The organism is Variovorax glacialis, from assembly GCF_051216375.1.
GTDB lineage: Bacteria > Pseudomonadota > Gammaproteobacteria > Burkholderiales > Burkholderiaceae_C > Variovorax.
In genome coordinates, this window is record NZ_JBPJZT010000001.1 from 579,814 (window position 1) to 601,986 (window position 22,173).

The following is a 22,173-nucleotide window of genomic DNA, read 5'->3' on the forward strand; positions in this document are numbered from 1 at the left end:
GGCCGGCATCGATTGGCGCATGCTCGTGGCACGGGGACTGTCACGAAAGGGCCGGAATGGAGAACGACCTCTATGGCCTTGTCGATGCAGGCACTTCGACCGGCAGCTTCTCGGACGAGGCGCTCGCCAAAGTCCGCGCCGAACTCGCGCACAGGACCCGGCTCGCGTGCCTGCGGACGCTGAGCGCATCGATCGCGCACGAAATCAACCAGCCGCTCTCAGGCGTCGTCACCAACGCGAACACTTGCCTCCGGATGCTGGCCGCCGACCCGGCCAACATCGAGGGCGCGCGCGAGACCGTGCGGCGCATCATCCGAGACGGGCACCGTGCCTCCGATGTGATCGCGCGATTGCGCTGCCTGTTCGGCACGAGCGAACGTTCGGCCGAGCAGGTGGACCTGAACGAGGCGACGCGCGAAGTGATTGCGCTGTCCCTGGGCGAACTCCATCGCAGCCGCGTGATCCCGCGGCCGGACCTGGCGGCCGACCTGCCGCGCATCACGGGCGATCGCGTGGCGCTGCAGCAAGTCATCCTCAACCTGCTGCTGAACGCCTCGGATGCGATGCGCGGCGTCCATGACCGTCCGAGGAAGCTGGTGATCCGGACCGCCCGCGACGAAGGCAATTGCGTGCGGCTGACCGTCGAGGACGCAGGGGTCGGGCTCAACTCGCAGGATGCGGACCGGCTCTTCGATGCCTTCTACACGACGAAGGTCGATGCGATGGGAATCGGACTGTCCGTCAGTCGCTCGATCATCGAGCGCCACCAGGGTCGCCTGTGGGCCTCGGCGAACGACGGTCCCGGCGCCACGTTTTCGTTCTCGATTCCGCTCGCGCCGGACGAGGCCGCGCAGGCGGATGCGGCATCCGCGTGAGAATGCGGCGATGCAAGGCCTCCCCGCGCTCATATCCGTCGTCGACGACGATGAATCCGTGCGCGAGTCGCTGCCCGACCTGCTGCGGGAGTGCGGCTATGCCGTCGAGGCGTTCGCGTCGGCCGAGCAGTTCCTTGCCTCAGACAGCCTCCGCCGGACCGGCTGCCTCATCCTCGACATCGGCATGCCGGGCATGTCGGGACCCGAACTCAAGGAAGAAATGGAGCGCCGAGGGCACGCCATTCCGATCATCTTCATCACCGCCCAATCGGACGGCGCACTTCGCGCGCGCCTGCTCGCACAAGGGGCGGTCGGATGCCTCTTCAAGCCTTTCAGCGAGAGCGATCTTCTCGAGGCGCTCCGCGCTGCACTTCCGGTGCGCTGAACGCACCCGACCCTGAACCGAGGTGACCCATCATGGCCAACGCCACTCCCACCGTCTTCGTCGTCGACGACGATATCTCGGTCCGCGAATCGCTGGAACTGCTGATCCGGTGCGCGGGCTGGGACCCGGAGACTTTCGGATCCGCCCAGGAGTTCCTGGCTCGTCCCCGCAGCCACGCCCCGAGCTGCCTGATCCTCGATGTGGGGCTGCCGGACCTCAATGGCCTCGACCTGCAGAAGATGGTCGCGGTGGAACGCACCGACATGCCGATCATCTTCATCACCGGCTACGGGGACGTGCCTATGACGGTCAGGGCCATGAAGGCCGGCGCCGTCGAATTCCTGACGAAGCCTTTCGACGACGAGGCGCTGTTGAGCGCCATCCGGCAGGCCGTCGAACGCAGCCATGCGGCCCTGGACCACGAGGAGGGCTTGCGCTCGCTTCGCGAACGTCACGCTTCCCTCAGTCGCCGCGAACGGGAGGTCATGGCGCTGGTGGTGTCCGGCCTGCTGAACAAGCAGGTGGGGGGCGAGCTGGGCATCAGCGAGATCACGGTCAAGGCGCACCGCGGGCAGGTCATGCGCAAGATGGGCGCCGACTCATTGGCCGACCTGGTCAACATGGCCGCGCGACTTGGCATCACCGCCGTTCCTGGTTGACGACATCCGAATCGGCGGACTGGTCCGTCGCCAGGTCGATGCCGATCAGCAGGTGGCCCGCTTCATAGGCCCTGCGCGCGGCGAGCCGGACGTCCTGGAGCATGGCTCTCTTGCGGGCCGCGAGGTCCTTCGTCGAGCGGCTCTCGGGTGTCGACATCAGTTGATGCGCGACGCCCAGGAGGTCGACGGCGGATTGCAGGCTCTTCCGGATCGCCAACCGTTTGTGATCCAGGTTCGGGTCGTCGTCGCCCACGCGCGTCCCGATCACGCGCACGTCCGTGGTCAGCCCTCCCAGATCCGTCGGCGCTGCCACGGGTTCGCTGTTGTCACGAAAGCCAATCAATATCTGTGACAGCAATTGGAGGGCGCATTCGATATCCGTTAGTTCCTTCGTGTTCATTCGGTGCATGCCTGCCACACGGGACCCTGTCCGCGCTTTTGCGCCGGATTGCAGACCCAATGCGGGAGATGGGTAATGTTTCGTGTCGCCCCGCCTTCGCCACACATTGAGATACAAAGCGCGGGGGCTCTCGGGCACGCCGGGGCGATAAAGCGGTTCATGAAAAAAGGCCAGGGCGCTGCGACACGAATGAAAGCTTCCACAAGGTGCGGCAGCGCCGCGACCACGCTCTTCAGGAAGCTCATGCGCGGACTGTAGGAGCGGCGGCGCCGAAGCGCTTGTCCTGAATGCGCACGAACTTGTCCCGCAGGCGCAACCGATGGACGGGTCCGCATTGCGCCCCGCAGGCAAGCTGAAGGACCGCCCGGACAAGCTGATCCATTGCGCCATGCCTACCATGGCGCCGCCTTTTCGCCGACCCGGCGAATTGATCCGAGAACATGCAATTCAAGACTCACGAAATACGATTCGATCCGACAGTCGACGCCGGCGCGCAATGGCTCGACGTGATGTACAGGGACCATGGACTGCACTGCAGGCTCGACCCCCACGCCTCCCAAGGTTCCACCGTCGTCGGCTGGATGCTCGGGCCGGTCGGCATCACCCGGGCCGAATTCTCCGCGCTGGCGTTGTCTCCGGTCGACAAGGCGGACTCGTGGCAAGCCGAGTGCATCTACTTCAAGCTCATCACGTCCGGCTACGTGGTGGTGGAGCAGGACGGCCAGCTTCATCGCTTCGATGCGGGCAGCATGCTCGCGCTCGATCCGGCCCAGGGCTTCGTCGAAACGGTGCCCGAGCAATCCAGCCTCATCGCGCTGCGGATTCCCAAGCATCTGCTGCAGGAGCGCGGATGGAAGCCCTCGCTGGGCGGATTGATCGTCCCCGACATGCATCCGTCCGATACGGCCGCGATCGGCGAACTGATCCAGTGCATCGCCAACCAGTCCAACATGCCCAGCCCCGACATGCGCAACTGGCTCGGCGGGCAGCTGCTTCATCTGGTCGATGTCGTCCTCGCCGCGGCGAAGGACCTGTCGACACGGCGCAGCGCTGAGGAGATCATCTTTCGCGCGAAGAACTACATCAAGCAGAACCTCGGACAGGAAGATCTCGACGCCTCTTCCGTCGGTGCCGCGCTCAACATCTCGGGCAAGCATCTGCAGCGCCTGTTCAGGTCGCAGGGCACTTCGCTCATGCGGCATGTCTGGCAGGTGCGCCTCGAACATGCCTACGCGCTGCTGCGCGCGAACGTCGCGGGCGCCACGTCCGTTCAGGAGATCGCGTGGCAGTGCGGCTTCTCGACCGCGGCGCACTTCAGCCGGGTCTTCAAGCAACGCTTCGGTGTGTCGCCGGGGAGCGTGATGGGCATCTCGGCCACGTGACTCCTGCTACAACGAGGCGACCGTCCACTGCTTGATCCTTGCCGCTAGACCCAGATCTGCAGCACGTAATCGAACGGCGCCTGCCCGTTGAAGAGGTCGACCCGCTGAAGCACGATGCGCAACGCGCCGCCCGCGTCGCGCGCCAGGGTGTGCCGGTAGGTACCGCCAAAATGCCGCACCGCGTCGCGGCGCAGCTCCATCAGGTGGAAGCGCGAGCGCACGTGGACCGTCCCGCCGTCCACCGACTCGATCGCGACATTGCCGACGATGTGGTTGGTCTCCCACATCGGCGCCTGAGACCATGCGTTGGGGTGCGAGACGCGGCCCTTGCGGATCTCCATCATCAGCTTGTCTTCGGCAAAGATCGACGGCGAGCTCTCCCACTCGGTCTGCTCGAGCGTCACCGGCATCCAGTAGATGCCCCGTTCGTCGAACAGATCCATCCACGCCTGCAAGAGCTTGCGATCGAGCAGCTCGGCCTGCAGATAGAGCAACTGCTCGACCTCGCGCTGCAGGTCGTTGCCCGCGACCAGGCCGGCACGCGGCATGTCCTGCGCGGCAGGCGCGGCGCCCGCCTGCGGTGCACGTGGCGAATGGTCGGGCGCGATCACCTGCGCGCCGGTGGGCGCATCGTCGGTCGCGACCTCGATCACCACGTCCTGCGCAAGCAAGTGCTCGAAGTCGGGTCCGGCGTTCGGAATGGTGGCGCCCGGGCCGCTGGATGCATGCTGGCTCATCGCGTGTTCCTTCGCTAGGAAGCCATGTAGGTCGACCATGCGCGAAACTGGCTTCGCATCACCGCCTCGGAAGTGCCGTGGTTGGAGTAGGTCACGCCGCCTTCCTCGCGGTCGTCGCCGAACCAGCGATGGAAGCTGACCCAGTCGCCGCCATTCGACTGCAGGCCCCACTGCCCCTTGGTCCAGTTCTCGAGGTCGTCGGCGTTGATCATCGTGGCCGGAGAATTCACGAGGTTGTAGTACCAGAGGCTGCGGCGGTAGATGGCCTCGGGCGCACCCTTGAGGCGGAAGTGCCAGATCTCCGACAGCGTCTTGTCCGGCGAGATCGGCCGCAGGCAGCGCAGCTGCTGCAACGGCGATTGCACCGACAGGTAGGGATAGATCAGCACGTGATGAATGCTGCGCGACAGGTATTCCTCGGCGCGTTGCTCGCCGTAGGCCTGCTTCAGCAGCGCCTCGTGCGCGAGCGTGTCGGGGTCCTGCGGGCGCAGGCCCATGTAGGCTTTCAGGATGCCGTGTCCGCGCGGGAAATTGATCGTCTGCACCGCGTCCCATTGCTCGAAGCTCGATGCGAAGGCCGAGAGGTAGTGGTAGTACAGCGGCACCTTCTCCTGCTGCGCCTTCAGCCGCTTCTCGACGCGCCCGGCCGCGATGCCGGTCGACTGGTGCGTGACCGATGGATGCAGCGCATCGAGCTGGTTCTCCATGAAGAACTTCCAGTTCGAATGCTGGATCACGCGATGGCAGATCGGCACCACTTCCACCTCGCCGACCGGCGAGCGGTCGCACATGTCGTCGAAGGCGACGCGCGCCTCGCCGAGGAATTCCTTCAACGAAGGGCCGTCGGCCGAGAGGCTGGCGAAGACGAAGCCCCGATAGCTCTCCACGCGCGCCGCACGCTTCACGCCGCAATCGGGGTTGTCGCGCGTCATGCGCGTGCCTTCGTAGCCCTGGGCCAGCGGGATGGCACGCACGCTGCCGTCCAGGTGGAAGCTCCACGCGTGGTAGGAACAGACGATGCTGTGCCCCGTGTTGCCCTTCAGATTGCCCACGAGTTGCACGCCCCGATGCGGGCATCGGTTGTGGAGCACCTGCACCGAGCCGTCGGCCTGCCGCACCATGAACATCGGCTGGCGGCCGATGGTGACGGCGTGGTAGTCGCCGGGATTGGGCACCTGCGACACATGGCCGCAATAGACCCAGATGCGCTCCCAGATCTTCTCCATCTCGGCATCGAAGATCCCGGCATCGGTGTAGACGGTCTTGTGGACGCGGTCGGGCTCGACCAGCGCATCGAGATTCATCATGGACTGCCCCTTGTCTTTGCGGCAGGTGCGCGTCTTCGCAGGCCTGCGGGCGCCCAGTTTGCATCCTGTCCCGCGTGCGGGTTTCCAGATTTACCCTCAGGCACACGGCATCGCATCAGCCCGATCCGGCGTCCGGTGAGAGGGTGCGCCTGGCCTGGTCCGCAGTCACGACGCTCACGGGCACGCCGAACCGCTCGATGCGATGCGCGAGATCGAGGCGCAACCACCGGGAGATCCGCTCGGGCAGCGTCGAGACGATGACCTCGTCGTACTTCTCGCGCTCGAGCGCCTGGTGTACGGCCTCGTACGGATCGGTGGCCCCGATGATCGCCTGCACATGCGAGCCCGCGGCTTCGTCGAGCAGCGGAATCGCGAGTTCGAGCGTGATGGCCGCCTCCTCGGTGTCCGGGTCCCAATAGGGCCGAGGGACCAGCAGCGTGAACTTGCACGGCTCGCGTGCAGCCCGCTCGGCGACGGCGGCGAGCAGCTTCGGCGACGCCGCGGTCCGGTGCGCCACGATGAGGATGTGCCTGTCACTCATGATGTGAGCCTTGCCATGGAAAAGCCCCGCACCGGCGGTATTGCCCGCACCGGGAAACGGATCGGGCCAACCAATGCTTCGGGCTGCCAACAAGATGCTAGTCCTGTCCTTCGCCGGGTGCAACCAAAGGCGCCGAGGTGCACGGTTCGCATGGTATTTGCCGATACTGGCGCGTTTGCAGAGAGATACCCAGTGACCGTACGTCGCGTTCTGCTCGTGATCGCCTTCCTGGCCGCCACCGGTGCCTGGGTTGCCTTCGTCCACTGGATGACGGGGATGGAACGCAAGGAGCCGGCCTACCTGGAGATCGACCTCGCGGAGATTGCGGCGGGCAGCCCGAAGTTCTACACCTTCCAACGGACACCGCTGGCGCTCGTGCGAACGACCGACGCGATGCTCGATGACCTTCGGGCGCAAACGGCGCACACGTGGAAGCAGCGTCCGATCGCGGCCGGGCGCCCATCGTTCTTCGTCTACTCCCTGGTAAACCCGGCCGACGGATGCGAGGTCGAACACTCGCCCAGTGGCGCGGACCGCTATGCGCCAGCGCGCCTGTGGCAAGGCGGCTATCACGATCCCTGCCGATTCGGCGAATGGGACTACGCCGGCCGCGCAATCAAGCAGTACGCGGACCAGGACCCGCAGCTGCTGCAAATGCCCGACCTCGATGTTCCGGACTTCGAAATCAGGGACCAGCATATCCTGCGCATCACGCGTGCGCCGAAGCGATAGGCGAGACCGAGCGTCTCCACTTCAACTGCCGCAATCAAGCAGCCCCCCCGACCTGACCGCGACGAATCGGGCGGAAGGCGCAGCGATGTCTCGACAACCAGATGTTCCGCCGGACGGGCAAGCACGTCTCACCTTGGTCCAATTGAAGCGCCGGCGATGCGGGACCACACTGATTCACCCGACACGAATGTGAACAGGAGTTCTTGTGACTACCGCATCCGAAAGATACCAGGTCCGACTCACTCGCCGATCGCCGGCGCATTGCCGCATCGCTCTCGACAATCCGCCGTTGAATCTGATGGGCCCGGAATTCGTCGTCCAGTTCAGAAAGCTTCTGGCGGAGCTCGAAGCCGACGAGCAAATCAAGGTCGTCGTCTTCGAAAGCGCCGTGGATGGCTTCTTCCTGAACCACTCCGATTTCCAGGCGAAGCTCGAAGACCTGACCGGCTTGCCGCAGGGCCCGACGGGGCTGGAGGCGTGGCCGGACATTCTGGTTCGCCTGACCCGGGCGCCCTTCGTCTCCATCGCGTCGATTCGCGGTCGCGCGACGGGAAACGGCAGCGAACTCGCACTCGCCTGCGACATGTGCTTTGCCAGCCGGGAGCGCGCCATCCTGTCGCAATGGGAAGTCGGCGTCGGTCTGGTCGCCGGCGGCGGGCCGATGGCGCGACTGCCCCGGCTGATCGGCCGCAACCGTGCGCTCGAGGTGCTGCTGAGTTCTGACGACATTCGCGGCGACGTCGCCGAAGCCTATGGGTATGTCAACCGCGCGCTGCCCGATGCCGCGCTCGACGGCTTCGTCGACGCGCTCGCGACGCGCATCGCCTCGTTCGACCGGTGGGCGATCGCCAACACGAAACGCCTCGTGAACGCCGCGAGCCTCCCGCCTGACGTCGAGATCGCGGCGGGCTGGGATGCGTGCATGGCCTCGATCGCACGGCCCGCCGCGAAGCGATCGATCGGCACGCTGATGGAGCGCGGCTTCCAGAAGCCGGGTGACGTGGAGAACCGTCTCGGCGTGGCCGTCGGGCAACTCGGCGCGTGATGCGCCCTGTTTTGAAAGGAATGATCATGGATCTTCTGACCATCGCGAAGGGCGTCGCGCAGCGCGTGGAGACGCAAGCCATACAAGCCAAGGTGCCGGTGGCCATCACGGTCGTCGATGTGCACGGCCATGTCGTGCTGCAGCACCGCATGCCTGGAGCGCCGCTCTTCTCCCTCGAACTCTCCGAGCGCAAGGCCTACACATCGGCACTCGTGCGCCTGCGCACCGCCGACCTGGTGCCTCTGGTGCAGCCGGGACAGCCGCTCTATCCGTTGCTGATGGTCTCTGGCGGGCGCTACTCGGCGATGGGTGGCGGCGTGCCCTTGACGACCGACAACGAGGTGATCGCAGGCGTGGGCGTCAGCGGCGGGACGACCGAGCAGGACATCGACATCGTCGAGACCGCGATGAGGTAGGGGGCGGCGGCGATCGCCTCTTCCAACCCGCCATCGAAATCTCTCGCGCTTCCCGTCGCAGTGCCCACGTCAATGATTGGCCGCCGTCATGTTCCGGCAAGACTGGTACCTCGACTCACCACCATCGAGGAGTGAAAGATGAACCAAGCAAGCGCTGCTATTTCGCGCATCGAGGACGACAGCTCGATTCCCCCGTTGACCGACATTGAAATCGGGATTGATGCACGGGGCTTTCGCCGGGAATTCGACAGCATGGGACAAGTCGATGTCCCGGCAGATCGGTATTGGGGAGCGCAGACACAAAGGTCCTTGCTCCACTTCAGCATCGGCGACGATCGCATGCCCAAGGAGGTCTACCACGCCTATGGTGTAGTCAAGAAGGCCTGCGCGCTGGTCAACGAGACCGAGGGTCGACTTCCCGGGTGGAAGGCCAAGGCAATCGTCAAGGCGGCCGACGAAGCGATCGCTGGACAACTGGACGACCATTTCCCGCTGTACGTGTGGCAGACCGGGTCGGGAACTCAAAGCAACATGAATGTCAACGAGGTGTTGTCGAACAGAGCGATTCAACTGTTCGGAGGCGTCCTCGGAAGCCAAAAGCCTGTGGCCCCGAACGACGACATCAATATGGGGCAGAGCAGCAACGACTCGTTTCCGACCGCCATGCATGTGGCCGCGCTGACCGAGATCGATGCGCGGTTGCTGCCGAAGGTCGAAGCGCTCGCATCATCCATTGAGTCAAAGGCCCGCCAATGGATGAACATCGTCAAGATCGGTCGGACCCATCTGGAAGATGCAGTCCCACTGACCGTTGGCCAGGAGTGGTCGGGCTACGCCGCCCAGCTTCGCGCATGCGTCTCGCAGATTCGACAGGTGCGGGAGGGTCTCTATGAGCTCCCTCTGGGGGGAACGGCGGTGGGAACCGGGTTGAATGCCCCACTCGGATTCAGCGTCAAGACCGCCGCGAAGATCGCGGAGCTGACCGGGAAACCGTTCATCACGGCATCAAACAAGTTCATGGCGCAGGGGTCGCTCGATGCCATGGTTCGAGCGAGTGCCGCCTTGCGCGGGTTGGCAGTGGCCCTGATGAAGATCGCCAACGACATGCGATGGCTTGCATCCGGACCACGTTGCGGACTGGGGGAACTGAGATTGCCCGCAAATGAACCGGGCTCATCGATCATGCCGGGCAAAGTCAACCCTACGCAGTGTGAAGCCATCGTGATGATTTCGATACAGGTGTTGGGCAACGATTCGGCGATAGCCTTCGCCGGAAGCCAAGGAAACTTCGAACTCAATGCGATGCGGCCCATCATCATCAATGACTTCTTGCATTCCGCCCGAATTCTCGGGGATGGATGCGAGAGGTTCCGGATGTTCTCAGTCGATGGAACAGAGCTGAACGAAGAGAAGATCAAGTCCTATGTGGACAACAGCGTGATGCTGGTGACCGCTCTCAGCCCAGTGATCGGTTACATCCATGCCGCTCACATCGCCGAAAAAGCGACGGCGAACGGCTTGACGTTGAAAGCCGCAGCGCTGGCGTCAGGCCACGTCACCGAAGAGCAGTTCGACAAGATCGTCAATCCGCTGGACATGGTCGGCCATGGCGTCGCAGGGGCATAGTGCCTGGTCTGAGGAAATCGGTGCCGAACTATCGGAAGTCGATCGATCCGCCCTCGTGGAGAACGTCGCGCTGGTGCTGTATCGCAACGGCGAGGACACCGAGGACAGCCTGCGATGCGCCGAGGCACTTTCTCGATCGCTGCACGTCCCCGTGTCCATCGACGCAAGTTGGGGCAAGTTGATCATCAACGGGAATGGGGCGACTGGTGCCAGGTCGGTTTCCCGTGTTGTCGATGTGCTGCCGATCTCGATAGGTTTGAATCGCGTCGCCGCGGTACGTCGCACTGTCGATGATCTGATCTCCGGCCGCGCAAGGCCGAGACGTGCTGCGAGCGCGATTCAGAGCGCATCCGCGCAGCCGCCGTCGAATGTCTTTCTATTCGCGACCGCTTGTGTGACCGGTGGCCTTTCTCTGGCATTCATTTTCGGCGCGCGGCAGTGGCAAGCGCTCACACTGCTTGCGATCAGTTGCGCAATCGGTGCATTTGCCCGGCGGTGGTTGGCGAGTCTGGACGTGGGTGCAGTGGGCCAGGCCTTTGGTGCCGCCCTCGTAGCTGGGCTGATCGGTGCTGCGGCCGTGCGTCTGCACGTCAGCTCCGAGCTCCGGCTGGTTGCGGTTTGCGCCTGCATGCTTCTCGTGCCCGGCCCTCATATTCTGAACGGCTCCATCGACGTCACTCGGCTACGCATCCCGCTCGGCTTGGCTCGATTGACATTTGCCGCGCTGATCGTCATTGGAATCTGTGCCGGTCTTCTGCTTGGCCTGTCGCTCGGTGGCGCCGACCTTTCGCCGTCGACTCCGGGCAGAGAGGTCAGCTTGTGGATCGATGTGCCCGCTGCAGGCGTGGCGGCGGCATCCTATTGCATCTTCTTCTCGATGCCCTTTCGATTCCTGTATTGGCCGGTGGTGATCGGCATGCTCGCGCATGGTGCGCGCTGGTACGCGATGTCGAGCCTCGGCCTGAACGCACCGGAAGGCGCGGGCATTGCATGCCTCGTAGTCAGCAGCCTGACGGCCCCCCTCGCGCCGCGCCTCGGGCTTCCTTTTGCCGGGGTGACGTTTGCATCCGTCGTATCACTCATACCCGGGCTGTACATGTTCAGGTTCGTCGGCGGGCTCATGGAGCCGACCCTCACGCCAGCCGTTCTCGAGGCGATCGTCGCCGACATCACGACCGCCACGCTCGTCGTGATTGCCATGACAGTCGGTCTGGTCCTGCCGAAGCGGGCGTACGAGCACTGGCAACGGCTTGCAACGGATCGCGTCGCCAAGTGACTGCGCAGACTAGCGCCGAGATTCCGGCTTTGACGAGTCCGAAACGGCTACCGGCTGCGTTGAGCCTTGTCGCGGGGCTGACCGACGTGACCAGTTGGCTTACGCTGGGCGGCTTGTTCGCCGCGCATATCACGGGCAATCTGGTCGTCATATCCGCTGACCTCGTCCGAGGGGAGGCGCCAGGCACTCCCCAACTACTCGCCGTGCCCATGTTCGTCGTGGTCGGTGCGATCGGATACGGCGCCAGTCATTTGCTGGGGCGCTACCGCGGCAGGGCTTCATACCTCCTCGCGATCCAGGCGATCTTGTTGCTGACAGCCTTCTGGATCGCGGTGCGGAACGATGCGTCTGTTCATGCGAGGAGCCATGGTGGCCTGAGCGTTGGCATGCTCGCGGTCGCGGCGATGGCATTCCAGAACACGATGCTTCATTTGATGTCGGGACCGGTCCCGACAACCGCGGTGATGACGGGCAACCTCATTTCCGCAACGCTTGCGCTGGGAGCCATGGTCGGCGGTCCGAGAAGCGAACGAAGCAGCGCCCTGACGCGCTGGCGCGGCACATGGCCCCTGCTGCTTGGATTCCTCATCGGATGCGTCCTGGGCGCAGCCGCGGTTCTGAAGTTTTCCGAATGGGCCTGGTCGCTCCCCGCCGCTGTCTCGTTGGCGCTTTGCTATTGGCAAGCGCGCCACGATTTCTCTCCGGGGACGGGGGCGCCCGCAAGAATCGCGCCTTAAGCTCGGCATCCTGGGGCAAGCCCCCGGCCCGCCACCGGCAGAAATCAAGCAGCCCATCTTCTGGGTTCATCCAACGAGCAACCCCAGCACGTACTCGTCGACATAGTGTGGCTCGTCGGCTCGCTTGTAGAACTCGCGCAGCGTCCCCTCGTGCACGAAACCCAGCTTCTCATAGAAGCGCAGAGCCGACGTGTTGTCGCTCTCGGCGTACAGTTCGATGCGCCTGACGCCGTCGGCCTTGAGCCGCTCGATCGCATCAGCGAGCATGGCATGTCCCACCCCTTGCCCGTGGCGTAGCGGGTCTACCGCCACAGTTCCAAGCAAGGCGACATGCCGCAGGCGACCCGGATAGCGGGTCGCCTGGTAGAAGCCGGCAAGTGAGCCATCGACATCCCAGACGTAGAAGCAACCACTGTCGAGGAGTTCTTCGTAGATGCTTCCGAACTCGGCGAGCGACATGGGCTCGTAGGTGAGGAAGGGGACCACCTTCTCGTGCGAGTAGATTGAGAACACACCCTCGATGTCTTGAGGTCCGGCGAGTCGACGCATTCGAAATCCTTGGTGCTGGAACGAACGGGAGCGAGTGTATCCAGCGCGTGGCAATATTCGCTTTCACGCCCCCCTCCTTCGGCATGAACGACGCCCATTCAATGGCCAGTTCCTTGGTCGCCCACTGGCGACCCAAGCCAATCCTCGAAGTCCACGAGGCGCGGACGATCGAGCATGAGTTCTTCAGGCTGACGTTTCCTGGTCCCTACCTGATCGCCGTCACGTTCTACCGCGTCGAGGGGCGTCCGGACCTCATGCGGGTGCGCTCGACCAACTGGCGCACGGAAGACGAGCCGAACGGAATCTTTCGGATCGAGGATTGCCGTGAGTTCTACCGACGGCTGAGAAGGGCAGGACTTGATTGAGCCGAATGTCCGCACCTGGCCGAACTGTGCCCTGTCGGGGAGACCATCAGCGAGAGTTCGGTTTGTGCCTATACGATGGCGGCACTTCGTTCGTCATCCACCCCGCAACCCGACTGCCGCTTCCGTTTCCGATCCATGACCACGCCCGGGTCGTCACCGCATCGACGCACAACCAGGTTGCTGCTCTGGGCGTGCGGGTTGCTGCTCGCGACGGCCTGTGGTGTGGCGATCTTCCTGAAGACGCTCGACGCCGACGTCTACCGGGAAGCCTTGGAGCGAAAACTCTCATCCCTTCTGGCACGACAGGTGTCGATCGGCAGCCTGTCGTTCGACCTTGCCCTTCGACCGACCTTGTCCGTGGGCGATCTGCGCATTGCCAATCCGCCCTGGGCCTCGCGACCGGACTTCGTGACCGCGGCGAGCGGCAAGACGCACCTCGATCTCGTTGGCCTGTGGAACGGTCGAATCGAATTGCGCGACGTGCAACTGGCGGGCGTCGACCTGCTGCTCGAACGCAATGCCGAGGGCCAAGGTAATTGGTCGTTCGGCACGCCCGATCAGGGTAGCCAGCGGACAACGTTGCCCGATTTCGGGACCATCTCCCTGACCGACGTGCACGTTGGCTGGCGGGCAGCCGGCGGCTCCGTCGAGCGAGCTCGGCTCGACACCGCGCAGGCCACGATCAGCGACAGTGCGCCGTTTCGGGTCGAGGCGCTCGCTGAATATCGTGAGTCCTCGATGCATCTCACGGTGGAGGCGGACGCCTCGCTGCAGGCCGCGCTCGACGGCAAGCCCTGGCGCCTGTCCATCGGCCTGCAACCGAAGGGCGCGTCCCTTGCGCTCGACGTGCGATTGGCGTCGATCGCATCGCTCGAGGACGTTCAGCTTGGCATCGAGATGACGGGCGAACGCCTCGACGCATGGTCCGGCGTCCTCGGTCGGACCCTGCCGGGATGGGGCCCCTATCGACTGTCCGCGGAGACGCGCTACGCAAAAGGCAGCCTGGAGGTCGACGACTTGAGGCTGTCACTCGAAGGGCTCCCGATGCTGCCGTCGCGCCTCGAGATCGGGTCGGGCAAGGCTGTGCTGGGCGCAAGTGTCGACACGCGCCTGACCGCGGAGGGAAAGCTCGGCGAAGCGGCGTTCTCGTTCGATGCGAGCAGCGCGCCATGGCCCGAGCTGCAAAAGATCGACGGTGCCGCGCCGCTCTCCCTGCGCGCCGAGTTTGCCGGCTTCACGCTGAGCGCCAACGGGCGCATCAAGCCCGCAGCGGAAGCGCCGGACTTCGACGTCGCGCTGACGGCCCGTGGCGATGCGCTGGCACCGCTGCATGCGCTTGCGGGCCTGCGCCCGGACCGCCCCTTGCCGATCGATCTCGCGGCCCAAGTCACGCGTTCCAGGGACGGCTATTCGGCCAGGAACATCCGAGGCCAGGTACTTGCCACGAAGGTGTCGGGAGACCTCGCATATGCAAGCGCGCCGCGCGCGCTGCTGACCGGGGCGCTGAACATCGGTCAGCTGGACATGCATCAACTGGACGAGAAAGCTCGCGAATCGGCCGCGCCCGCATCACGCTCACGGGACAGCTCCGGTGCGGGCCCGCAGGCGTGGCTCAGGAACGTCGAAGCGGATCTGTCCCTTCGGATCGCAGCCATCACCGGCCTGCCGGTCCCGGCCAGGAATCTGGCCGGCCGGCTGCACTGGCGGGACGATGCTGTCGAAGTGAAGGGGCTTGCCGCGACACTGGCCGAAACGCCGGTTACGGGAGACGGCACGCTTCGCTGGAGGGGCGGCCGTCCGCGGATCGATGGCAATGCCAGCATCGCGCTGCTCGATGTCGCCAGGCTCGGTGGCAACCCGGCGACAAAGGGAGCGCGCAGTGCATTCGACGAACTCCTGCCGCTCGCGCCGCTGCGTGCATTCGATGCCAGGCTCCAGTTCGACGTTGGCCGCATTGCGGGCGCACCGGCGACCATCGGCAAGTTGTCCGCGCTCGCGGACCTCCGGGGTGGCAAGCTCGCCGTCGACCTGAGCTCTGCCACGGTGGCCGGCGCACCGGTGTCGGGCCAAGCCACGCTCGATGCGAGCGGACGGGCATGGCGCGTCGATGCCAGTGCGAAGGTCGACCGCCTCGACGTGGCGGCACTGCTGCGCTCGCCGAAGCGGCCGGACGCGACGACCGGCACGATCCAGGGACTGCAGTTGCTGTTCGGCTCGCAAGGCACGAGCGTGCGCGAACTCATGAAGCAGGCCAGGCTGTCCATTCGCAGCGCACCCTTCTCCCTCGCGGTGGGTCGCGACCGCTCTCCGCTCCGCGTGGAGCAGGCGACGATCGACGCCGAGCCGGGCGGGCCCGTCCGTGCCAGCGCCGTTGGACATGCATTCGACGCGCCGATGGATCTGAAGCTGGTCGCCGGGCCGCTGGCCGACCTGCTGAATCCCGGGACCGCGTGGCCCAGGATGGATGCGACCCTGCGCACGACGGTGGACGGACAAGCGCTCCAGGTTCTTGCGACCAGCGGGCCGCTGCAGCGTCTGGTCGGCCTGCGTGACGTGCCGCTGACGTTGGAGGCGACGCTGCCTGGTGCGCGCGCCACCCTGAAGGGCAACGTGAACAACCTCGCGGCGCTCACCGGTACGCGGCTCGACGCCCGCGTCGAGGTCGACAATTTGGCAAAGGCGGCGTCGATGTTCGACGCTGCGCACCTGCCGGCCCTCCCCTTCACGGCGGCCGGGCAGCTCACGCTCGGAGACGGGGAGATCACCATCGACGCGCTCAGCGCGCAAGCCGGCAAGTCGGATGCGTCCGGGCGACTCCGATTCCGATGGCGTGACCGGCCGCTGCTGGCGGCGGACCTCAAGTCCAGGCTGATCGATGTCACAGAGTGGGGGGCGCCCGCGGCCAACGAGACGTCGCTGCTGGACCGGCCCATCCGCATGCCGGCCCTGCTCTCGCGCGACGCACAGCTGCGGCTGCAAGCAGACCGTTTCCTCCTGCACAGCTACGACCTGGAGAACGTGCAGGTCAACGGAGCGCTCACGAACGGACTGATCGAGGCGTCCGCCGCGGCGGCCGAGGGAGGCCTGCACGGCGAACTGCGCCTCGATTTGCGACGGGCCGTTCCGGAGGTGGCGTTTCGCCTTTCGCTCAAGGACGTCGACACGGAGGCGCTGTACACGGCACGGGAAAGACCACCAGCCGGCGCCACGACACCGTTGCTCACGATGCGCGCGCAGCTCGCCGGGTCCGGCACGACGGCGCGCAACATGCTCACGGCCGGCCGCGGTGAATTCCTGCTCACCGCGGGCGCGGGCACGTTGCCCATCAATTCGAGCTACGGCTTCGAACGGATCGCCGGCAACCTCCTGCTGACGCTGGTCCCGGGCCGAAGGGCGGCGGACAACACCGAGCTCGAATGCGCGGCGGCGCGGTTCACCATCGCCAATGGCGTGGCCACATCGAGCGACGGCATCGTGCTGCGACTGAAGCACCTGGACATCCTGGGCGGTGGCGCGGTGAACCTGAGGACGAGCGAGATTCTTTTCGGGTACCGGGCCGTGCGACGCGAGCTCTTTCAGTTCAGCCTGCTGGGTCTGACGAGCGGCGTCGCGAAACTCACCGGGACGATCACCGATCCGACTGTCTCACTGGATCCGAGCGGCATCTTGCTCGTGGGAACCGCCGCATGGGCCACCGCCGGGGCGTCGCTGTTGGCCGGCGACCTGTGGCGCAAGCTCGAGTCGACTGCCAACCTCTGCGCCCGCATCACCGCCGGCGCCCGATTCTCGAACGAGCCACTCGACGCCCTGATGCGCCCGGCGCCATAGGCGGGCTAATCCGGAACGAACTTCGCCTTGAACCTCGCAATGTCATCCGCCAGTTCCAGGGTCACGAGTTGTCCCATCTTTCCGTCGGAGAGTCGGCAGGCGGCGAACAGGCTGTAGCGGCCCTTCAGGTCATAGCTCGGGAGGTCGATCAGCGCATAGGGCTGCGGCACGAACACCTGGTGTTCGAACACGACCCGGTGCTGGTTGCGTGGCGAGGGAAAAAGCTTGTAGTCGGTGGTCTCGAAGGACCTTGCGGTAGCCATTTCACGATTCTCGCTCCAAAGACGCGTGCATGACTTTGTCTGCTCCCTGGCCAAGTGCCAAGCAGGCCCGCCGGCTGCCCGGGTTGCAACCGGAATCAAGCGAAAATGGTCAGCGCTCAAGCCCGCATTCCTTCGCCAACCGACTCTTCAAGTTTTCGTGCTCCCCACCGAACTCAAGGGCTTCATCCTCACGCGCCGCTGGCGCGATGTCACGGCCGGCACGGAGATCGAGTACTGGCTGGCAACCGATGCGGGGCCGAGGAAAGTGGTCCTGACCGCCCAGACGTCCGTCGCCTTCGTTGAAGCGAAGCACAGGGCAACGGTAGAAGCGCACCTCACCGCCATGCCAGGGTTGGAGCTGCGCGAGCTGGAGCTGAAGACTTTCCACCAGGAACCCGTCCTTGGCGTCTATGCGAAGCATTTCCGCCACCTGGGTCGACTGTCACGCGCCCTCCGGCCCCTCGACATACCACTGCTCGAAGCCGACGTGCGCCCGCACGACCGCTTCCTGATGGAGCGGTTCATCACCGCCGGCGTGCTGGTGGAGGGAGGCATTCCTGACGGCGCCACCATCGTCGATTGCAAGCTCAAGCCTGCGTCCGACTACCGGCCGGTGCTCAAGGTGGTGTCGCTGGACATCGAGACGAGCCAGGACGAGGAGCTCTATTCCATTGCGCTGGACGGGACGGTGGATCGCGTTGTCTTCATGCTGGGCGAGCCGCAACCCGGGCCGGCCGAGCCTGCGGACTTCTCGCTCGTCTACTGCCCGACTCGCAAGGCCATGCTCGAGAAGCTCGACGAATGGTTCGAGAGGAACGACCCGGACGTCATCATCGGCTGGAGCGTCATCCAGTTCGACCTGCGCGTCCTGCAGAAGGGTGCCGACGCGTGCGGCACGCAGCTCTTGCTGGGCCGTGAGCGGCGGCCCATCGATTGGCGGACCCATCCGGGCAAGCAGGGTTACCTCTTCGCAGCCATGCCCGGCCGGGTTGTCATCGACGGCATCGAAGCACTCAGAGCCGCGTCGAGGAGCTTCCCTTCCTTCAGCCTGGAGGCCGTCTCGCAGGAACTTCTCGGCGAGGGCAAGGCCATTGGCGACGAGTACGACAAGATGGCCGAGATCGAGCGGCGGTACCAGCAGGACAAGCCAGCGCTTGCGCACTACAACATCCGGGACTGCGAGTTGGTCCTGCGCATCTTCGACAAGACGAAGCTGCTGCAGTTCATGATGGAACGTGCGCACACCGCGGGCCTTCAGATGGACCACTTCGGTGGCTCCATTGCCGCTTTCAGCCACCACTATCTGCCGCGGATGCATCGCCTCGGCTACGTCGCGCCCAACGTAGGCGAGGTTCCGAGCAAGGCCTTCCCCGGTGGGTACGTGATGGACTCGAAGCCAGGGTTCTACGACTCCGTCGTGGTTCTCGACTACAAGAGCCTGTACCCCTCGATCATTCGAACGTTTCTGGTCGACCCTGTCGGCTTTGCAGAAGGCGCAAACGCGAGCGACCCGGCAACGCTCGTGAAGGGACCGCAAGGCACCTTGTTCTCGCGCGAGAAGCATTGCCTGCCTGAAATCGTGACCACCCTCTGGCGGGCTCGGGACGAGGCCAAGCTGGGCAGGAACGAGTCGCTGTCCCAGGCCCTGAAGCTGCTCATGAACTCCTTCGCCGGCGTGCTGGGTGCGGCCGACTGCCGCTTCTTCAATCCCCAGGTCGTCTCCGCCATCACGCTGCGGGGACACGAGATGATGAAGCTCACGCGCAATTTCGTGGAGAAACGGGGTTACGAGGCCATCTATGGCGACACCGATTCCATCTTCATCTGGCTCATGCGCAGCCACACCAACGAGGAGGCGCACGCCATCGCGGCCAATCTGGTGAAGGACATCAACGACTGGTGGACGCATACGCTGCGCGAGCAGCACGGTCTGGAGAACTTCCTCGAGATCGAGTTCGACACCCACTACAAGAGGTTCTTCATGCCCACGATTCGCGGGTCGGACGTGGGCAGCAAGAAGCGCTATGCAGGCCTGAGCGTGGATATTGCGGGCAAGGAGGAGATGGTCTACCGCGGCCTGGAGATGGCCCGCAGCGACTGGACGCCGTTGGCACGCCAGTTCCAGGAGGGGCTTCTCTCGCGCATCTTCCATGGCGAGCCGTACAGGGAGTACGTGACCGGCTATGCCCAGTCGACCTTGGCTGGGCAAAAGGATGAGCTTCTCATCTACCGGAAGCGGCTGCGCCATCGGCTCGATGCGTACCAGGTCAACGTGCCGCCGCAGGTCCGTGCCGCGCGCATTGCCGACGAATACAACGGTCGGGTCAACCGACCGCTGCAGTACCAGAAAGGCGGCTGGATTCAATACGTCATGACGCGGAACGGCCCGGAGCCGCTGGAGACACGCCATTCCCGCATCGACTACGACCACTACCTGACCAAGCAGCTCCAGCCGATTGCCGATGCCATTCTCCAGCCCATGGGGGAGAATTTCATGGCGCTGACGAACTCACAGCAAGGTCTCTTCTGAATGTCCCGGTGCACAAGTCTCGGTGGCCCATCGTGGGCCGGTGTGCGTTTGCTACAGTGCTCCCATGACCGACACGACCACGCTCCCTCCCGACCTTCAGGCCGCGATGCGGGAACGCGACGAAGCCTTCTATGCGGTTGATTCGGCGCAGTGGTCCAAGTACACCGCGAGCAACTTCACGACTGTCCAGCAGAACGGCCAGCTCATGTCCCGGACCGAACGGATCGGCAACCTCCAGACGCAGAAGCGGCGGCCCTATGTCCCCCGCGAACGCGAGCAACACGAACAGCAAGGCGACCTTGTCGTCACTCGGTTCTTCAGCGGCGGGCTGTGGGTCGTGGAGGTCTGGAAGCGCATTGACGGTGCATGGGCGACCGTCATGACCCAAGCCACCACGGCGACAGGCAACAATCTCTAGCCCGCGGCTGGGCCGCCGGAGGCGCCCTCCAAATTTGGCCACCACCCCATGGACAGCTTGCAGACACTGCAGTCGCTCGGGATTCCTCTCCCAAGCCCGGCCTACATCATTGGGGCCGTTCTGTTTGGCGTCATCGGAATTGCCGTGTACCGCTACGGGAAGCGCGCCGGTCGTCCGCGAAGCAAATGGCTGGGCGTCGCCCTGATGCTCTATCCCTACGTGATTCCGCAGACCTGGTTGCTGTACGTGGTGGGCGCGGCACTCTGTGTCGCCGTCTTCATCGACCGCCCCTGAGGCGTCGGCTCCGGGCTCGGCGCAGGAGCAGGACTGAAACTGCACGTGCCCGACACCATCGTTCAATAGATTCCTCGCGCGCTTTCTGGTCTCATGATGGCTCCACTCTGGAGAACGAGAATGATCCATTCAGAGACACCGCAGGATTGCCTCCCACATTTCGAACTGCGCTTCTTCGACCTCTTCCACGCGGGACGCGGCTATGCCTTCCCCTGCGACACCGAGGGGCACGTGCAGATCGACAGCCTGGGCGAACAAGCACGACTCAACTACTTCTATGCGCGCGCCATGGTGGGGCGCGAGTTCTCCGCGCCCGTGACGCGGCTGGTCTGACGCAACCGCGGCTACGGCCCTCCCAGTCCCCCTATCACCCCAACCCACGGAGGCCAGCATGAGCAAAGTCCAGACAGGCAACGAACAGGCAACCCCAGCCGCGAAGGCCGGCGCGGTCGAGATGAAGCTCGAAGTCGTCGTGCTGCCCGTGTCCGACGTCGACCGCGCCAAGCGCTTCTATGGCGGCCTGGGCTGGCGACTCGACGCCGACTTCGCCAACGGCGACGACCTTCGCGTGGTGCAACTGACCCCGCCCGGTTCGCCATGCTCGGTCATCTTCGGCAAGAACGTGACGGCGAGCACGCCGGGCTCGATCCAGGACCTGATGCTCATCGTCCACGACATCGAGGCGGCGCGCGCCGAGCTCATCGGCCACGGCGTCGATGTCAGCCCGGTGTTCCATGACGAGGGCGGCGTCTTCCACCATGCCGGCACGAAGGGACGCGTGCCGGGGCTCGACCCCCAGGGGCGCTCCTATTGCAGCTGGGCCTCGTTCAGCGATCCGGACGGCAACGGCTGGTTGCTGCAGGAGATCACGACGCGGCTCCCCGGACGGGTATGACGCACATGCCGGAAGCACCCTTGCCAGCCATGGAGGTGGCGGCCCTCACGGTGCTCCTGCGCGAAACCGAGCACCACCACGGCCCCTACGAGGCGACCGCCGCGAAGCACCACTGGTCGGACTGGTATGCGGCCTACATGGTCGCCCGCGAGCACGGGCTGTCGATCGAGGAAGCGGAACAAGCCGCTGCGCGTCACATGGAAGTGCTGGGCAGCGTGAACTGAAACACGGCGCCCCTCGACGCATTGGTGAACCACAACTTGCCTTCATGCGCCTCGATGATGGCGCGGCAGATCGCGAGGCCCATGCCCATTCCGTCGGGCTTGGTGGTGAACATCGGCGAGAAGATCTGTCCGGCTGCGCTGGCGGCAATGCCCGGTCCGTTGTCCGCGACCTCGACCAACACCTGGTCGTCGCCGTCGCCGCAAGCCGAAGTGCGCAGGGACAGGATCCTCGGCTCGGGGGCTTCGGCCATCGCCTCGATCGCATTGGCGACGAGATTGAAAAGCACCTGCTGCAACTGGATCCGGTGGCCGCGCACCTTCGGCGGTTGCCGATCCGCCTCCGCGTGCATCCGGACCTGCACCCGGTGCCGATCGAGTTCGCCGCGCTTGAGCGCGATGGCGCCCTCGATGCACTCGTCGATGCGCAGCGCCACGGCCGCGTCGCGGTCACGACGGAAATTCGCCCGGATGTCCTCCACTACCGCGCCGGCGCGATGACCGTCGGCGACGATGCGCTTGAACGCATCCCTGGCGCGATCGAGGTCGGGCGGCGAATGGTCGAGGAACCGAAAGCCCGCGGAGGCGCTCATGATGATGGCCGTCAGCGGTTGCCTGACCTCGTGCGCAATCGATGCCGCGACTGCGTCGATGATGTGGCCGCCCGGATTGGTTTGACTCAGCGCATGCAT

The 22,173-nt window shown here is 64.8% G+C and carries 25 protein-coding genes; 18 read left to right on the top strand and 7 right to left on the bottom strand.

The annotated features are described in order from the left end of the window. The first annotated feature begins 56 nt into the window (after positions 1–56). Genes ACSFBL_RS02885 through ACSFBL_RS02895 form a run of 3 tightly spaced genes read left to right on the top strand, consistent with a single transcriptional unit; the run spans position 57 to position 1,919 of the window. Complete coding sequence (locus ACSFBL_RS02885; RefSeq protein WP_435514229.1) at positions 57–875, top strand: sensor histidine kinase; 819 nt, start codon at positions 57–59, stop codon at positions 873–875. A 10-nt stretch (positions 876–885) separates the two neighbouring features. Next, on the top strand, positions 886–1,260 hold the full coding sequence (locus ACSFBL_RS02890; protein WP_435514230.1) for a response regulator: 375 nt from the start codon (positions 886–888) through the stop codon (positions 1,258–1,260). 32 nt (positions 1,261–1,292) lie between these two features. Then, positions 1,293–1,919: a response regulator transcription factor gene (locus ACSFBL_RS02895; RefSeq protein ID WP_435514231.1), complete on the top strand. Its 627-nt coding sequence runs from the start codon at positions 1,293–1,295 to the stop codon at positions 1,917–1,919. Here ACSFBL_RS02895 and ACSFBL_RS02900 read toward each other — a convergent pair. Then, on the bottom strand, positions 1,900–2,319 hold the full coding sequence (locus ACSFBL_RS02900; protein ID WP_435514232.1) for a hypothetical protein: 420 nt from the start codon (positions 2,317–2,319) through the stop codon (positions 1,900–1,902). The genes ACSFBL_RS02895 and ACSFBL_RS02900 overlap by 20 nt on opposite strands. Positions 2,320–2,759: 440 nt before the next feature. Between ACSFBL_RS02900 and ACSFBL_RS02905 the strand changes: the two genes are divergently transcribed. After that, positions 2,760–3,701: a helix-turn-helix transcriptional regulator gene (locus ACSFBL_RS02905; protein WP_435514233.1), complete on the top strand. Its 942-nt coding sequence runs from the start codon at positions 2,760–2,762 to the stop codon at positions 3,699–3,701. Positions 3,702–3,745: 44 nt separating this feature from the next. Here ACSFBL_RS02905 and ACSFBL_RS02910 read toward each other — a convergent pair whose 3' ends face one another. The 3 genes from ACSFBL_RS02910 to ACSFBL_RS02920 all read right to left on the bottom strand — a co-directional run bounded on the left by ACSFBL_RS02910 (position 3,746) and on the right by ACSFBL_RS02920 (position 6,286). Further along, positions 3,746–4,438, bottom strand: a complete 693-nt coding sequence (locus tag ACSFBL_RS02910; protein WP_435514234.1) for an aromatic-ring-hydroxylating dioxygenase subunit beta — start codon at positions 4,436–4,438, stop codon at positions 3,746–3,748. 14 nt (positions 4,439–4,452) lie between these two features. After that, complete coding sequence (locus ACSFBL_RS02915; RefSeq protein ID WP_435514235.1) at positions 4,453–5,745, bottom strand: aromatic ring-hydroxylating oxygenase subunit alpha; 1,293 nt, start codon at positions 5,743–5,745, stop codon at positions 4,453–4,455. A gap of 115 nt (positions 5,746–5,860) precedes the next feature. Next, a complete protein-coding gene (locus ACSFBL_RS02920; protein ID WP_435514236.1) occupies positions 5,861–6,286 on the bottom strand; it encodes a hypothetical protein in 426 nt (141 codons plus the stop codon). Between the two features lie 192 nt (positions 6,287–6,478). Here ACSFBL_RS02920 and ACSFBL_RS02925 point away from each other — a divergent pair, with 192 nt between their 5' ends. The 6 genes from ACSFBL_RS02925 to ACSFBL_RS02950 all read left to right on the top strand — a co-directional run bounded on the left by ACSFBL_RS02925 (position 6,479) and on the right by ACSFBL_RS02950 (position 12,118). After that, positions 6,479–7,018: a Rieske (2Fe-2S) protein gene (locus tag ACSFBL_RS02925; RefSeq protein WP_435514237.1), complete on the top strand. Its 540-nt coding sequence runs from the start codon at positions 6,479–6,481 to the stop codon at positions 7,016–7,018. Between the two features lie 205 nt (positions 7,019–7,223). Continuing rightward, complete coding sequence (locus tag ACSFBL_RS02930) at positions 7,224–8,063, top strand: enoyl-CoA hydratase/isomerase family protein (RefSeq protein ID WP_435514238.1); 840 nt, start codon at positions 7,224–7,226, stop codon at positions 8,061–8,063. Between the two features lie 26 nt (positions 8,064–8,089). Continuing rightward, the gene (locus ACSFBL_RS02935; protein ID WP_435514239.1) at positions 8,090–8,479 is read left to right on the top strand and encodes a GlcG/HbpS family heme-binding protein; all 390 of its coding nucleotides are present in this window, start codon (positions 8,090–8,092) and stop codon (positions 8,477–8,479) included. Positions 8,480–8,617: 138 nt separating this feature from the next. Beyond that, positions 8,618–10,105 carry a class II fumarate hydratase gene (gene fumC, locus ACSFBL_RS02940; protein WP_435514240.1) on the top strand — a complete coding sequence of 496 codons (1,488 nt, stop codon included), beginning with the start codon at positions 8,618–8,620 and terminating at the stop codon, positions 10,103–10,105. 55 nt (positions 10,106–10,160) lie between these two features. Then, on the top strand, positions 10,161–11,381 hold the full coding sequence (locus ACSFBL_RS02945; protein ID WP_435514241.1) for a threonine/serine exporter family protein: 1,221 nt from the start codon (positions 10,161–10,163) through the stop codon (positions 11,379–11,381). After that, positions 11,378–12,118: a YoaK family protein gene (locus ACSFBL_RS02950; protein WP_435514242.1), complete on the top strand. Its 741-nt coding sequence runs from the start codon at positions 11,378–11,380 to the stop codon at positions 12,116–12,118. Before ACSFBL_RS02945 ends, ACSFBL_RS02950 begins: the two co-directional genes overlap by 4 nt. 66 nt (positions 12,119–12,184) lie before the next feature. On the opposite strand, the gene ACSFBL_RS02955 is transcribed toward ACSFBL_RS02950, so the two are convergent. Then, positions 12,185–12,721, bottom strand: a complete 537-nt coding sequence (locus ACSFBL_RS02955; RefSeq protein ID WP_435514243.1) for a GNAT family N-acetyltransferase — start codon at positions 12,719–12,721, stop codon at positions 12,185–12,187. A 29-nt stretch (positions 12,722–12,750) separates the two neighbouring features. Between ACSFBL_RS02955 and ACSFBL_RS02960 the strand changes: the two genes are divergently transcribed. Further along, complete coding sequence (locus ACSFBL_RS02960) at positions 12,751–13,032, top strand: hypothetical protein (protein WP_435514244.1); 282 nt, start codon at positions 12,751–12,753, stop codon at positions 13,030–13,032. A 177-nt stretch (positions 13,033–13,209) separates the two neighbouring features. Then, positions 13,210–16,860 carry an AsmA family protein gene (locus ACSFBL_RS02965; protein WP_435514245.1) on the top strand — a complete coding sequence of 1,217 codons (3,651 nt, stop codon included), beginning with the start codon at positions 13,210–13,212 and terminating at the stop codon, positions 16,858–16,860. A gap of 5 nt (positions 16,861–16,865) precedes the next feature. Here the strand turns inward: ACSFBL_RS02965 and ACSFBL_RS02970 are convergent, their stop codons facing one another. Next, a complete protein-coding gene (locus tag ACSFBL_RS02970) occupies positions 16,866–17,123 on the bottom strand; it encodes a hypothetical protein (RefSeq protein ID WP_435514246.1) in 258 nt (85 codons plus the stop codon). Between the two features lie 157 nt (positions 17,124–17,280). On the opposite strand from ACSFBL_RS02970, the gene ACSFBL_RS02975 reads away from it, so the two are divergent. The 6 genes from ACSFBL_RS02975 to ACSFBL_RS03000 all read left to right on the top strand — a co-directional run bounded on the left by ACSFBL_RS02975 (position 17,281) and on the right by ACSFBL_RS03000 (position 21,484). After that, entirely contained in the window at positions 17,281–19,653 is a 2,373-nt protein-coding gene (locus tag ACSFBL_RS02975) for a DNA polymerase II (RefSeq protein ID WP_435514247.1), read from the top strand. A 64-nt stretch (positions 19,654–19,717) separates the two neighbouring features. Then, on the top strand, positions 19,718–20,071 hold the full coding sequence (locus ACSFBL_RS02980) for a nuclear transport factor 2 family protein (RefSeq protein WP_435514248.1): 354 nt from the start codon (positions 19,718–19,720) through the stop codon (positions 20,069–20,071). A gap of 48 nt (positions 20,072–20,119) precedes the next feature. Beyond that, positions 20,120–20,365, top strand: coding sequence for a hypothetical protein (locus ACSFBL_RS02985; protein ID WP_435514249.1), 246 nt, complete (start codon positions 20,120–20,122; stop codon positions 20,363–20,365). A 120-nt stretch (positions 20,366–20,485) separates the two neighbouring features. Beyond that, positions 20,486–20,698, top strand: a complete 213-nt coding sequence (locus ACSFBL_RS02990) for a hypothetical protein (RefSeq protein WP_435514250.1) — start codon at positions 20,486–20,488, stop codon at positions 20,696–20,698. A 58-nt stretch (positions 20,699–20,756) separates the two neighbouring features. Next, positions 20,757–21,260 carry a VOC family protein gene (locus ACSFBL_RS02995; protein WP_435514251.1) on the top strand — a complete coding sequence of 168 codons (504 nt, stop codon included), beginning with the start codon at positions 20,757–20,759 and terminating at the stop codon, positions 21,258–21,260. 20 nt (positions 21,261–21,280) lie between these two features. Next, positions 21,281–21,484 (top strand): hypothetical protein, encoded by a 204-nt coding sequence (locus ACSFBL_RS03000; protein ID WP_435514252.1) that lies wholly within the window; start codon positions 21,281–21,283, stop codon positions 21,482–21,484. On the opposite strand, the gene ACSFBL_RS03005 is transcribed toward ACSFBL_RS03000, so the two are convergent. Further along, entirely contained in the window at positions 21,454–22,173 is a 720-nt protein-coding gene (locus ACSFBL_RS03005) for a sensor histidine kinase (RefSeq protein ID WP_435514253.1), read from the bottom strand. The two genes, ACSFBL_RS03000 and ACSFBL_RS03005, sit on opposite strands and share 31 nt — an antisense overlap.